Origin of the sequence: Lacunisphaera limnophila (assembly GCF_001746835.1) — a bacterium.
Classification (GTDB): Bacteria; Verrucomicrobiota; Verrucomicrobiia; order Opitutales; family Opitutaceae; genus Lacunisphaera; species Lacunisphaera limnophila.
On sequence record NZ_CP016094.1, the window covers coordinates 2,064,989 to 2,077,670 of the forward strand.

General features: G+C 67.8%; 10 protein-coding genes. 7 read left to right on the top strand and 3 right to left on the bottom strand.

The annotated features are described in order from the left end of the window. Window positions 1-53 precede the first annotated feature (53 nt). The 3 genes from Verru16B_RS08570 to Verru16B_RS08580 form a co-directional block, all read right to left on the bottom strand. On the bottom strand, window positions 54-2,390 hold the full coding sequence (locus tag Verru16B_RS08570; protein WP_218918825.1) for a TonB-dependent siderophore receptor: 2,337 nt from the start codon (window positions 2,388-2,390) through the stop codon (window positions 54-56). Window positions 2,391-2,543: 153 nt separating this feature from the next. Beyond that, window positions 2,544-3,725 (bottom strand): PepSY-associated TM helix domain-containing protein, encoded by a 1,182-nt coding sequence (locus tag Verru16B_RS08575; protein WP_069961896.1) that lies wholly within the window; start codon window positions 3,723-3,725, stop codon window positions 2,544-2,546. A 34-nt stretch (window positions 3,726-3,759) separates the two neighbouring features. Beyond that, window positions 3,760-5,913 carry a TonB-dependent receptor gene (locus Verru16B_RS08580; RefSeq protein ID WP_083270216.1) on the bottom strand — a complete coding sequence of 718 codons (2,154 nt, stop codon included), beginning with the start codon at window positions 5,911-5,913 and terminating at the stop codon, window positions 3,760-3,762. Window positions 5,914-6,044: 131 nt separating this feature from the next. Between Verru16B_RS08580 and aroB the strand changes: the two genes are divergently transcribed. From aroB to infC, 7 genes are all read left to right on the top strand, one after another. Further along, window positions 6,045-7,130 (top strand): 3-dehydroquinate synthase, encoded by a 1,086-nt coding sequence (aroB, locus tag Verru16B_RS08585; RefSeq protein ID WP_069961897.1) that lies wholly within the window; start codon window positions 6,045-6,047, stop codon window positions 7,128-7,130. A gap of 44 nt (window positions 7,131-7,174) precedes the next feature. Next, the gene (locus tag Verru16B_RS08590) at window positions 7,175-7,813 is read left to right on the top strand and encodes a hypothetical protein (RefSeq protein WP_069961898.1); all 639 of its coding nucleotides are present in this window, start codon (window positions 7,175-7,177) and stop codon (window positions 7,811-7,813) included. Then, on the top strand, window positions 7,810-8,562 hold the full coding sequence (gene lpxA / locus Verru16B_RS08595) for an acyl-ACP--UDP-N-acetylglucosamine O-acyltransferase (protein ID WP_069961899.1): 753 nt from the start codon (window positions 7,810-7,812) through the stop codon (window positions 8,560-8,562). The genes Verru16B_RS08590 and lpxA overlap by 4 nt, the downstream gene beginning before the upstream one ends. Further along, the gene (gene pdxA / locus Verru16B_RS08600) at window positions 8,559-9,485 is read left to right on the top strand and encodes a 4-hydroxythreonine-4-phosphate dehydrogenase PdxA (RefSeq protein WP_069961900.1); all 927 of its coding nucleotides are present in this window, start codon (window positions 8,559-8,561) and stop codon (window positions 9,483-9,485) included. The genes lpxA and pdxA overlap by 4 nt, the downstream gene beginning before the upstream one ends. A gap of 2 nt (window positions 9,486-9,487) precedes the next feature. Further along, the gene (locus Verru16B_RS08605) at window positions 9,488-11,356 is read left to right on the top strand and encodes a S8 family serine peptidase (protein ID WP_069961901.1); all 1,869 of its coding nucleotides are present in this window, start codon (window positions 9,488-9,490) and stop codon (window positions 11,354-11,356) included. A gap of 46 nt (window positions 11,357-11,402) precedes the next feature. Then, on the top strand, window positions 11,403-11,816 hold the full coding sequence (locus tag Verru16B_RS08610; protein ID WP_069961902.1) for a HesB/IscA family protein: 414 nt from the start codon (window positions 11,403-11,405) through the stop codon (window positions 11,814-11,816). A gap of 90 nt (window positions 11,817-11,906) precedes the next feature. Next, a complete protein-coding gene (gene infC, locus Verru16B_RS08615) occupies window positions 11,907-12,560 on the top strand; it encodes a translation initiation factor IF-3 (protein WP_069961903.1) in 654 nt (217 codons plus the stop codon). Window positions 12,561-12,682 lie beyond the last annotated feature (122 nt).

Below are 12,682 nucleotides of genomic sequence, written 5' to 3' on the forward strand. Positions count from 1 at the left end.
CGATGCCGTCCCAAAACTTGTAGTCGCCTGGGACGGCACGGTGGGGCGGCGAGTTAGAGTTTGTAATCGAGGGCGAGGGAGAACTGGCGCGGCGCGCCGTAAATGGCGCCGAATTGCACGGTGCGCAGGTATTTCTCGTCGCTGAGGTTGTCGACGTTGAGGCGCACCGTGGCGGCATTGGTCAACTCGTAGGCGGCGAAGCTGTTGACGAGCAGGTAGGAATCCTGCCGCACGGCGCCGGTCTTGAAGATGTCGGATTGCCAGCGCAGGCCCGTACCAAGTTTGAGCTTGGGCAGCCCCGGCAGGCGGGTGTCGGCCCGCAGGTTGACGATGGTGCGGGGAATCCATTCGTAGATGTCGTTGCCGTCGGGACCGGTGAGTTCCATGCGCGTGAAACCGGCGGTCAGAGTGGTGTGGGCGCCCACGCGGCCGGTGGCTTCGAACTCGAAGCCGCGCGACTTCACGTCCTTGGGCTCGTAGTAGGATTGCTGGGCAACCGGATCGAAGCCGGCTTCGGTGGCCAGGCCCTTTTGCCGGGCGTCGAATACGGCGACGGTCGTCAACAGGCGGCGTTGCAGCCATTCGGCCTTGAGGCCGATCTCGGCGTTGACGCCTTTCATCGGGGCAAGGAAGCGGCCGTTGAGGTCGCGCTGGTCCTGCGCCTGAAAGATGTCGGAGGTGGAGGCGTAAGCGAGAAGGTTGTCGGTCAGGTCGTAGGTGAGGCCCGCGTACGGGCTGACTTTTTCGGTGGTTTCGTTGTCGAGGTTGACGCCGCCGCCGTAGATTGAGGTGCCGTCGCGCTTGAGGTTGATGGTGTTGAGGCCGGCGATGGCCTTCAGCCGGTCCGTCAGGGCGAGGCGGGTGGCGGCGTAGAAGCGGACCAGCTTTTGATCGCCGTCGTTGCCGACGCTGGTCGCACCCCAAACGGGTTCGGCATAGACGTCGCCGGCATAGGGGAAGGCCGGCAGGACGGCGCCGGGGGAGCTGAGGATGGAGTAGAATTCGGAATAGGTTTTTTGCTGGGAGAGGCTGAGGCCGCTGATCACCTCGTGGCGGCGTCCGAAGGCGTGGAAGTGGCCGGTGAGGCTGGCATCGACGATGTCGCTGCGGGATTCGGAGTCGCTGCGGTAGGGCCAGCCGAGCAGCCCGGTGTGGTCGGCATTGAGCGTGCCGGTGAGCGAGTAGGCGTAGAAGAGTTTGACGGCTTCGTCGCCGGTGCGGTGGTTGTAGGTGAGTTTGGCTTCCCAGTCGGGGGAGAGGGTGTGCGCATACTCGATGAAGGCGTTGGCGGAGCGCAGAGCCCACCGGGTCCAGTCCTGCGAGGGGGAGGCGGCGGCGTCGAACGCGGCCTGGGTGCCGTCGGCCCGCATGAGGGTCAGCGAGCCCCACATGGGCGAGCGCTGCAGCGAGTCGGTGAAGGTGAAGCCGGCGGTGAGCGCGCCGGCCGAGCCGATCTGGCCTTCGACCACGCCATAGAGGGTGGTGCGGCGGTCCTGTAGCGCCCGCAGGTAGGAATCCTTGTCCTCGTGCGCGACGACCACGCGTGCGGCCCAGGAGCCGGACGCGGTGAGGACCTGGTTGTAGTCGAGGGCGGCACGCCGCAGATCGTGCGAGCCGGTGCGGACGACGAGCTCGCCACCGTCGTGGTTTTTCGGGCGCTTGCGCACATAGTTGATCGTGCCCGAGGCGTTGCCCACGCCGGTGAGGAGTCCGTTGGCGCCGCGGATCAGCTCGATGCGGTCGAACAGGGTGGTGTCTTCCTGGCCGACGACCAGGCCCCAGTCGTTGGTCATGCCCAGGCCGTCGACCTGGGTCAGCATGATGTCGAAGCCGCGTGAACTGTAGGAGGTTCGGTTGGTTTCCCACGCATCGACGGTGAGGCCGGTGCCCAGGCGCAGCGCGTCGTTGGTGCCGGTGGTGGCGAAGTCGCGCAGGGCGTCCTGGTCGATGAGGCTGATCGATTGGGGCGTGTCCTTGAGGCTCAGCGGCAGATTGGTCGCGCCCTTGGACGTGCGGTGTTCGCGCCGGGCGGTGACCACCACCTTGTCGAGGATGAGCGTGTCAGCCGTGGGCGGGGTGGCGGTCTGCGCGGCCAGGGTGGATGCGGCGGTGAGTACCAGGCTGCCCAGCCGCGGGCCCGTCCGCGCCAGCCACCGGCGTTGTCGTAGTTTTCCGAGCCACGACATGCGCGTTGCGGTGGCGTGACACGGACGGGCAAGGGATGACGCCGCGGGGGACATCGCGGGCGCGAACGCCCCGGGCGCGCGAGCCAGGAGGCCGAGCGACGAAGCGGGCGAGGCGGCTGCGCCGGGGGCGCGAGCCGGGAGTTCAGGTGAAGGCAGGATGGCTTGGACGTCTTGGAGGGCGTCGAAGCGGATGGTTTGATTCATGGCGTGCAGCGGTCTGCACAGGCCGTGGCTCGGAAAAGGGGAGGGAGTGCGGGCCCCGTCCGGGCGCCGCGGTTTCGGGCCCGCAGGCCGACAGCGGTTTCAGGCTCGACGAGAGGCTGAGGAAATCGAGGGATGGTCGGGACATGCGGCGGTTCAATTTGCGTTGCGCGCCGCTGCGCCCGCCTTGCGGCCGAGGAGCCGGCGGAAGGCGAGGGCGAGGCCGGTCCAAACGAGGATCACGCCGGCGAACGAGGCGACGGCGGCGATGAACTGGGCCCAGGGGCCGAGGGCTTCGCCGGTGTGCAGGAAGCGGGTCCAGGCGCGGAGTTGGCGGGCGGGTGAGAGGTCGGCGTAGCCGTCGCGTTGCAGGAGCGTGCCGGTGAAGGGATCGAATTGGAGAGTGGTCGTCGCGGTACGCGGCCAGGTGCCGGCTTCACGCACGGTGAAAGTCACGGCCTGCGGCTTCGCGGGGTCGGGTTGGTGGGCGAAACGGAAGGTGACGGTCTGCCACGCCGGCAGTTCACGTTGCACGGTGGCGAGCAGGGCGTCACGGGAAACGGTCTGCGCCGCCGCGGCCGGGGCGGGCACGGTGGCCGCCGGCGGCGGGGCGCCGCTGCTCTGTGGGCCGCTGGCGGGCAGGGGGGTGCCCGTGAGGGTGTAGGTGAGATCGGCGGCCCAACGGAACGAGATCGGCATGGCCGTGAGCGTGAGCGTGATCAGCACGGGAGCGGACCAGAAGCCGAGGACGTTGTGCCAGTTCCAGTCGCGGCCGCGGGCGGAGGCGTTTTGGGTGAACCAGACCGCCGGCCGGAATGCGCGCCACGAGAGCGAGCGCGGCCACCACAGGACGAGGCCGGAGAGGGCGAGGAAGCAGAACGCGAGATTGGCGATGCCGGTGACGAGCTTGCCATGCGGGCGGGATTTCTCCCCGGAGAAGCCCAGATAACGGTGCCAGGCGAGCATCGTCTGCATGAACCGCCCCATCGCGTAAGAGGCCGGCTGGCGGACCTCGCCGGTGTAGGGGTTGGCGTGGTAGCCCTCGGTGCGGCTGACCGGGAAGGCGACGGCGGTGTGCGGGTCCCGCGCGAGGACGATGTTGCCGGGCTTGGCGTCGGGGAACGCCTGGCGCACGCGGGCGGCGAGTTCGTCCACGCCGAGGCGCGCGGCTCCGGCACCGGGCGCCTCGATGCGCCGGGCATCGCGTTCGGCCCACGCGACCAGCTCCTTCTCGAAGGCGAGGGCGGTGCCCGTGAAGCAGAGCATGGCGATCACAAGACCACCGATGACCCCGGCGGCGAGGTGGAGCCAGAAGAGCGTGGAGCGAAGCACGGACATGCGGGGATGACGGGGAGCGCGGACGGGGGTTTCGTCAGAACGTCGTGGTCAGGCTCACGCGGAACGCGCGCGGGGAACCCGGCGTGATGTTGTTGTTGCTGTGGGCCGAGGCGTAGTAGGCGCGGTCGAGGATGTTCTCCACGTTCAGCTGGGCGCGCAGGTTTTCGCTGAGGCGGCAGAATACCGCGGCGTCGAGGCGCACGAAGGAAGGCAGCGTCACGGTGTTGTCGGTCGAGGCAAAGATCTCATCACGATAGATCGCGCCAAGGCCGACACCCCAGGTGCGGTTGAAGTCGTAGCGGTTCCACAGCGAGAGCGTGTGGCGGGGCAGCTGGGCGAGGCGGCGGCCGGCGACGACCGTGGCCGACTGCGTGCTGAGGATGCGGCCGTCCTGGTAGGCGTAGCCGCCGGCGAGGCTCCAGTTGCGGGTCACGCGGCCGGTGAGGCCGAGTTCGGCGCCCTCGGCGCGCTGGCCGTCCACGAGCAGGGACTTGGTCGGGTCGGCGGGGTCGGTGATGACGACGTTGGTGCGGTCGAGGCGGTAGAGGGCGGCGGTGAGGAACAGGTCGGGACGCAGGTCCCACTTCACGCCGATCTCCTGGTTGTTGAATTCCTCGGGATCGAAGGCGCGGTTGGTGGCGGTGAGCGAGGCGAGTTGTTCGCCGGCCCGGGGGACGAAAGACATCGTGTAGCTGGCGTAGAGGGAAACGTTGGCGGCGGGCTTGTAGAGGAGGCCGGCGCGGGGGGATAGCATCTCATCGGTGCTGTCGAGCGCTGCGCCGGTGCGGTTGTTCAGGAAATCGACCGTGAAGCGCTCGTAGCGGAGGCCGGCGATGGCCTGCAGCTGCGGGAGCAGGGTGACCTGGTCCTGCGCGTAGACGGCGAAGGTCTCGGCGACGCCGTGGTTGTTGGCGTCGGTGGCGCTCGGGCGGAACGTGACGGGCAGGGTGGTGCGCGGGTTGGTGAGCGGGACGCTGACCGAGGTGGTGGTCGGGGTGATGGTCGCGAAATAACCCGTGAGGCGGACGTTGTCGGTCTCCTGGCGGGCGACTTCCAGGCCGGTGAGGAAGTGATGCTTCACGGCGCCGGTTTCGGCGAAGAATTCGAGGTCGGTCTGGTTGAAGAGATTCTCGCGGTCGGTGCCCTGGTTGTACGCGGAGAGGGCGACGGAGGTGCCGGCCGCGTTCACGGCACCCGGGAAGACGTTCTGGTAGAACTTGTCGTACACGCTGTAACGGGTGTGGCTGCGCAGGCTGACGCCGTGGCCGAAGCGGTGCTCGAGCAGGGCGAAGGCGGAGTTGACGGTGGCTTCCACCGGGCTCTGCGCGGGGTCGCCGAAGAAGGTGGCGGCGTCGGCGCGGACGGGACGGCCCTGGTAGGACGAGACGCCACGGTCGGCGACGCGCTCGTCATGGAAATACTCGTAGCCGAAACGCAGCGAGGTGGCGGGGGCGATGGCCCAAGCGAAGGTCGGATTGAGGCCGTGGCGCTGGAGGGTGACGCCATCCCGGTAACTCTCGCTGTCCTCATAAACCCCGGTGAGGCGGTAGGCGAAGGTGCCGGAGGCGGCGGCGCCGTAGTCGAGCGTGGCGCGGAACTGCTCGTCGGAGCCGGCTTGGAGCGTGAGCTCGCGGTGGTCACGGCCGAGGGCCTGCTTGGAAACGCGGTTGATGAGCCCGCCGGAACCGCCGCGGCCGAAGATCATGGCATTCGGTCCCTTCAGGACCTCGACGCGGTCCACGTTGTAGAGGTCGCGGAAGTATTGGACGTCGTCGCGCACGCCATCCACGAAGAAGTCGGCGGTGGTGCTGTTGCCGCGCATCACGGGCGTGTCGCGGTTGCCCTCCCCCTGGGCGATGCCGACGCCCGGCACATAGCGGGTGACGTCCCCGATGCTACGCATGGCCTGGTCGTCGATGAGTTCGCGCGTGATGACCGAGATGGCCTGGGGCACGTCCACGAGGGCGGTGTCGGTCTTGGTCGCGGTCACGCTGCGCTGGATGGCATAGGTGGCCTCGTCCAGGCCGCCGGTGACCTGCAATTTGTCGAGGTGGAGGACCTCGCTCGCGGGCGGGAGGTAGCTGGGAGTGATTTCCGCCTTGGCGAAACCGGCGACGCCGGCGAGCAGGGTGCACGCGGTCGCAGCGGTGATTTTGAATGACTTGGCAGGTTGAGAGAGCGAGGGCATGGAAGATGTGAGATTCGTTCTCGTTAAGATTGAGACGCAGTCTCTAGTCAATAGCTTTTCTGAGAATATGTCTCAAGATCCACCCATAGCTCGGCATTGACTTTTGCAAGTAGCTGGTCCTAAACACATCTATGACAAACGACCTCGCCGTCGAATTGGGCGAAAAAAGTTACCCCATCACTTTTCCGGCCGACGCCACAGTTGCGATCCGCGAGCGATTGGCGGCCACGGTGGCCGGGGGGCGATCGAGCGTTTTGCTCACGGATGATGGCGTGGCTCGGGCGCAGTCGAAATTTCTGGCGGATGCCTTCGGCGCGACGCCGCGGTTGATCCTGTCGGCGGGCGAGCGGACCAAGTCGCTCGAGTCCCTGGGCAAGGTGCTCGATTTCCTCGCCGCGAACCGCGTCAACCGCCAGGGGGTGCTCTGGGTGGTGGGTGGCGGGGTGATGGGCGACCTGGGTGGATTTTCCGCGGCCAGCTACCTGCGCGGGATCCAGTATGTGCAGATCCCCACCACGTTGTTGGCCATGGTGGACAGCTCGGTCGGCGGCAAGACGGGGATCAACCTGACGGCAGGCAAGAACCTCGTCGGCGCGTTTCACCACCCGGGTGCGGTGTTCATCGGACGCGAGTTCCTGCAGACGCTCCCGCCACGGGAATTTGCCGCCGGGATGGCGGAGATCATCAAATACGGACTGTTGGGCGACCAGGAGCTGTTCGGCCAGCTGGAAGCCCGCCCCGTGGATGTCCGCAGCGCGGAGCTCCCGGCGGTGATCCGCCGCTGCTGCCAGCTCAAGGCGGAGATCGTGAAGGCCGATGAATTTGAGCGCGCCGCCGAGGGGGGGAGGGCGTTGCTGAACCTCGGGCACACCTTCGGCCATGCCATCGAGCAGGTCACCGGCTACACCACCTACCTGCACGGCGAGGGGGTGGCGATCGGCCTCGTGGCCGCGGCCCGGCTCTCACACAAACTCGGTCTGCTCGCCCCCGCCGACATCGAGCGGGTTGAGCGCACCGTGGCAGCCCACAACCTGCCCATCCGCCTGCGCGGCCCGCTACCGCTCGCAGAACTCCAGAACGCCACGACCCGCGACAAGAAAAACCGCGCCGGGGGCGTTCGTTTCGTGGTCATGAATTCACTGGGTCAGGCCGCCACCCGCTCAGGGGTCGCCCCGTCCACGGTCGAGGCCGTCTGGCGCGAGGTCGGGGCTGTCTAGATTTTGGGTGCCTTTCCCGGGCGAACCCGTAACCTGATCCTCCCATGTCAGCCATCGACGAAGGCATTGTCCGCGAGTATTTCGAGCAGAACGGATTCCTGGTCCGTCAGCCGCGCAAATACCAGGTGGCCGCGCGCCGGAAGACCGGGGACGAGGAGGTGGATCTCGTGGTGTTCAACCCGGCCTGGCAGCGGAGCGCGCGTAAACCCGGTTTCTTCCTTTTCTCCAACGAGCTGCCTTTCGTCCGCCAGGCCATCGTGGCCGTCAAGGGCTGGCACACCGGGGTCTTCACCCCGACCATGCTCAAGAGCAGTCCGGAGATCTTTGGTTTTCTCGAGGACAAGGTGCTGAAGGACGTTACCCGGCTGTTTCCCCCGGCGGGGGATGACGACCCGGCCGGCGGTTTTACCAAGATCCTGGTGCTCCCCAGCCTGCCGACCGCCGAGCCGTTCCGCACGCAGAGCGTCGAGCTCCTCAAGGAGCACGGCGTTGATGCGATCATCTCCTTCCGGGCCATGTTGCTCGACCTCCTCGACAAGGTGGAAGTGAACCAGAATTACACCAAGAGCGACACCCTGCAGGTGATGCGCATTCTCAAGAACTACGACCTGCTCAAGGACACGCAGATGGATTTCCTGCCGGACCGCCCGGTGACCCGGCGCGGCCGCGGCGCGAACGAATGAGCGTCCACCCGACCGCGATCATCGAGGAGGGCGTGCAGCTCGGCGCGGGCTGCACGATCCATCCGCATGCCATCATCAAGCGCGGCACGGTGCTCGGCGACGGTGTGGCGGTGCATCCGTTCGCGGTCGTCGGCGGCGATCCCAATTTCCTGAAGTTCGACGCCGCCACCGTGAGTGGCGTACGCATCGGCGCGGGTACGGTCATCCGCGAGCATGCCTCGATCAACCGCTCGATCTACGCGGGCAAGGACACCGTCGTCGGCGCCCGCTGCTACCTGATGGCCAACGCGCATGTCGGCCACGATTGCACGGTGGGGGATGACGTGGTGCTCGCCACCAACATCATGCTCGGCGGCCACACCGACGTCGGGAGCTTCACGTTTTTCGGCGGCGGGGCCGGCGCCCACCAGTTCTGCCGCATCGGCGAGGGCGTCATGATCGCCGGGCTCGCGCGCATCACGCAGGATCTGGCGCCCTTCCTCCTCGTCGCCGAGCGCAACGAGGTGTCCGGCCTGAACCTCGTCGGCCTCAAGCGCCGCGGGGTGGCGCGCGAGGCGATCGGTGAACTCAAGGATTGCTACCGCGCGGTCTTCGCCGGCGGGGATCCGCGCAAGCTCGCGGCCGCCCGGCTGGCCGCCGGCGTGCGCAGCGCCGAGGCCCGGCGTTTCCTGGAGTTTTTCGCCGGCGGCAAACGCGGCTTTGCCCGGCCGGATGCCGCCCTGGCGGGGCCGGCGGACGATTCCGCATGAAACCGCTGGCGTTCACCTGCGGGGACCCGGCCGGCGTCGGCCCCGAGATCATCGCGGCGTGGCTTTTGGCCCACCCGGCCGAGGCGGCGGGCATCGCGGTGATCGGTCCGGCCCGTTGGCTCGAGACCTTGCCGGCGGGCCCGCAGAAGGTCGCGGTCGGCCTCGAGGATTATATCGCGGCACCCGGCCAACCCGACGGCGACGGTGCCCTGGTCGCCTGGGCTGCCATGGAACGCGCCGCGCAGGGCGTGCTGGCCGGGGAGTTTTCCGGCGTTGTCACCGCGCCGGTGAGCAAGGAGCGGCTCGCAGCCATCGGTTATCCCTTTCCGGGCCAGACGGAGTTCTTCGCCGCGCACTGGCAGGGTGACCCGGTCATGTGTTTCTGCGGGGGACGGCTACGGGTGGCCCTGGCCACCTGGCACATCCCCCTGCATCAGGTGGGCCGCGCGCTCGGCCCGCACCTGCTGCACCGCACGGTGGCCGCCGCGGCGGAGCTGGCCCGGGCCGAGGGCATCGCCGTCCCGCGCATCGGGGTCTGCGGGTTGAATCCCCACGCGGGGGAGGGCGGGCTGCTCGGCTACGAGGAGAAGGATTTCATCAATCCGGCGCTGGAGCACCTGCGTCCGGAGTTTCCGGGGCTCTCGCTGTGCCAGCCGGGGGACACGCTGTTCGCGCGCGCGTTGCGCGGGGAGTTCGACGTCATCGTCGCGCTCTATCACGACCAGGGGCTGGCGCCGCTGAAGACGGTGGATTTTGATGAGGCGGTGAATGTCACCCTCGGCCTGCCCTTCGTGCGCACCAGCCCGGATCACGGCACGGCGTTCGGGATTGCCGGACGCGGTCAGGCCCGGGCCACCAGCTTCACCAACGCGGTCACCGTCGCCCGCCGACTCATCGCCACGCGACCGTCGCCCTCCCTTTAACCATGAAAACCCTGCTCCCCCTGTTAGTTGCCAGCCTCGTGACCGTCACCCTGTTCGGCGCGGACAAGCCGCGCATCACCTCCCAGGACCAGCTGCCGCGGTACAGTTATCCCCTGACCGGTCCGGTGACCGACGTCGTCACGGGTGACGCCGGCTATGACCGCCTGGCCCCGGCCGTGCGGGCCAACCTGGAAAAGCTCCTCGCCGACTATGACATCGCGGATCGCGCGACCCTGCAGGACGTGCTCCTGACCCTCATGGCCATGGACGTGCACGAGGGGAAATACGCCGCCGCCCGCGAGCGGCTGGCGACCGTCCGGGCCCTGGAGGAAAAACCCGCGGCGAAGCTGACCACCGGCCTGCTGGCGGAAAGTTACATGGACGCGCGGGCGAGCGGTGACTTTGCCAGCGAGGAAGCGTTCCGGGCCGCGTTTGCCAAGCTTTACGCGCAGCGGCTCGGCCAGCTCCCCTGGGACACGGTCGCGGACAACCTCAAGTCCGCGAAGGCCTCGGCGGAGATCGCCTCCGCGGCGCTGATCGTCGGCAATCTCGGCAGCCAGCTGCAGCCAGGCGTGGACAAGACCGGCACGGTGAGCGGCGAGGTCGCCGCGACCCTGATTGCCCAGCGCACCAACGTGGCGCATTACCTGCCGCTCAAGGCGGAGCGCGTCGCGGCCCTGACCACCATCGTGAACGCCAACAAGAAGGAGAAGGCGAACATCTGGCCGGCCCGGGATATCAGCCTCACGGCCGACTCCGGCCTGCAGCCGGTGGTCGTGGCGATCTGGGACAGCGGCGTGGACACGGCGGTGCTCCCGCAGCAGGTCTGGACCAACACCGCGGAAACCGCGAACGGCGCGGACGATGACGGCAACGGCTATGTCGATGACCTCCACGGCATCGCCTACAATCTCAAGTCGGACGCGGTGCCGGAGATCCTCGTGCCGTTGACCCCGGAGCAGCTGGCCATCTATCCCCAGGCCCGGAACTGGACCAAGGGTTATCTCGATCTCCAGGCCAGCGTGGACAGTCCCGAGGCCAGCGCCCTCAAGGGTCATCTCTCCACCCTCCAACCGGCCGATGTGAAGCCGTTCATCGAGGGGCTGAATCTCTTCGGCAACTACACGCACGGCACGCATGTCGCCGGCATCGCGGCGGCCGGTAACCCGGCGATCCGCCTCATGGCCGCGCGGATCACGTTTGATCACCGGATGATTCCCGACGTCCCGACTCGCGAGCAGGCGGAGAAGGACGCCGCGGCGATCCGGGCGGTGGTCGCCTACCTCAAGGCCCACCAGGTGCGCGTGGTAAACATGAGCTGGGGCGGGTCCCCCCGCGCCATTGAGGCGGACTTCGAGGCCAACGGCGCCGGCGGCACGCCCGAGGAGCGCAAGGCCACGGCGCGCGAGTATTTCGGCCTGTTCAAGACGGCGATGACGGAGGCGATGGCCGCGGCGCCGGAGATCCTCTTCGTGGCCGCGGCCGGCAACAGCGACAGCGACGCGGCCTTCGACGAGTTTGCGCCCTCCGGCATCGACCTGCCGAACATTCTCACCGTCGGGGCGGTGGACCAGGCGGGCGAGGAGACCTCGTTCTCGAGCTTCGGCAAGAATGTTGACGTGCACGCCAACGGCTTCGAGGTGGAGAGCTACCTGCCGGGCGGCGAGCGGATGAAATACTCCGGCACCTCCATGGCATCGCCGAACGTGGCCAACCTCGCGGCCAAGCTCATTGCCCTCGATCCCGCCCTCACGGTCGAGCAGGTGACCGGCCTGATCCAGCTCGGGGCCGAGCGCAGCGCCGACGGCCGCATCAACCTCATCAACCCCAAACGCAGCTTCGCCCTCCTGCAGGCGTTGCGGCAGAAATGAGCGGCCCGCGCTTGCGCCCCCGCCTTTCCCTCGCACCGTACGCCGCATGAGTCCGCCCGTCCTCCCCCCGACCGCCCCGTCCCCCGGCCCCACGCCGGGGGTTGCCGGCGTGGAAGGGGTCCGCGAGGGCAATGAGAACCTGGTCCGCCTGACCCCGCCGGCCGGGGAGAAGGTCGGCGCCCTCATTGCCCGGGACCGGGCGGGGGACTACCTGCGGATCGCCATCACCGGCGGCGGGTGTAACGGCCTGAGCTACAAGCTCCGCTTCGCCCCCGCGCCCAAGCGCGGCGACATCCTTGTGCGCAGCGCCGGCACCACCGTGCTGGTCGATGCCAAGACCGCCCTCTACCTCAAGGGCACCGTGCTGGACTATTCCGACAAGATGATCGGCGGCGGTTTCAAGTTCACCAACCCCAACGCCAAGGCCTCCTGCTCCTGCGGGGAGAGCTTCAGCGTCTGAGCCGGCCCCCGCCCCGAAATAGTGTTGTCATTGGCACCCTTCGGGCCAAAAACCCCTCTACTGACCTCCCTCGCAAAGCAAACCACCTGAATGGCACTTCCTTCCTCTTCGTCCGGCGGACGCCCCCCTTATAACCGCGATCCGCGTCGCAACAACGACCCCTACGCGGCCATCCGCCGCAACCATCGCATCAAGTCGCCGCAGGTGCGCGTGATCAGCCCCGAGGGCCGCCAGCTCGGCATCATGGACACGCCGAAGGCCATCGCACTCGCGCTCCAGTTCAACCTGGACCTCGTCGAGGTCGCCGCCGCCGCCACGCCGCCTGTGTGCCGCATCATGGATTTCGGCAAGTACGTCTACGAGGAGCAGAAGAAGCACGCCCACAGCAAGCCCGCCGGCACGAAGCTCAAGGAAATCGAGTTCACCGTCCGCATCGAGGGCCACGATTTCGAGACCAAGCTCCGCCACGCCGAGGAATTCCTCGACCACGGCAACAAGGTGAAGCTCCGCCTGAAGTTCCGCGGCCGCGAGATGGCCCATCCGGAAGTGGGTTTCAACCTCATGACCAAGGCGCTGGGCGAGCTCGCCACCATGGGCCACCCCGATTCCCCGCCCAAGCAGAGCGGCAAGCAGATCAACGTGATGGTCTCCCCGCTGCCCGCCAACAAGCGCAAGCCCAAGTTCCACACCCGGGCCGAGGGCCACGTGCCCGATCATCCCACCCCCGCGTCCGCGGCGGAGTGAACCGGAGAACCGACCGCGTGGCGTGGCTTACTGCACGCGGGTTGCTGCTGATCGCGCTCTCCTTTCTGGCGGCCTGCGCCGCGCCGGCGCAACCGGCTGCGCCGGCCAAGGCGCCGGCCGCC

Coding starts and splice junctions, on each gene's coding strand:
- Verru16B_RS08570 (WP_218918825.1), bottom strand. CDS start 2,390: ATGAATCAAACCATCCGCTTCGACGCCCTCCAAGACGTCCAAGCCATC.
- Verru16B_RS08575 (WP_069961896.1), bottom strand. CDS start 3,725: ATGTCCGTGCTTCGCTCCACGCTCTTCTGGCTCCACCTCGCCGCCGGG.
- Verru16B_RS08580 (WP_083270216.1), bottom strand. CDS start 5,913: ATGCCCTCGCTCTCTCAACCTGCCAAGTCATTCAAAATCACCGCTGCG.
- aroB (WP_069961897.1), top strand. CDS start 6,045: ATGACAAACGACCTCGCCGTCGAATTGGGCGAAAAAAGTTACCCCATC.
- Verru16B_RS08590 (WP_069961898.1), top strand. CDS start 7,175: ATGTCAGCCATCGACGAAGGCATTGTCCGCGAGTATTTCGAGCAGAAC.
- lpxA (WP_069961899.1), top strand. CDS start 7,810: ATGAGCGTCCACCCGACCGCGATCATCGAGGAGGGCGTGCAGCTCGGC.
- pdxA (WP_069961900.1), top strand. CDS start 8,559: ATGAAACCGCTGGCGTTCACCTGCGGGGACCCGGCCGGCGTCGGCCCC.
- Verru16B_RS08605 (WP_069961901.1), top strand. CDS start 9,488: ATGAAAACCCTGCTCCCCCTGTTAGTTGCCAGCCTCGTGACCGTCACC.
- Verru16B_RS08610 (WP_069961902.1), top strand. CDS start 11,403: ATGAGTCCGCCCGTCCTCCCCCCGACCGCCCCGTCCCCCGGCCCCACG.
- infC (WP_069961903.1), top strand. CDS start 11,907: ATGGCACTTCCTTCCTCTTCGTCCGGCGGACGCCCCCCTTATAACCGC.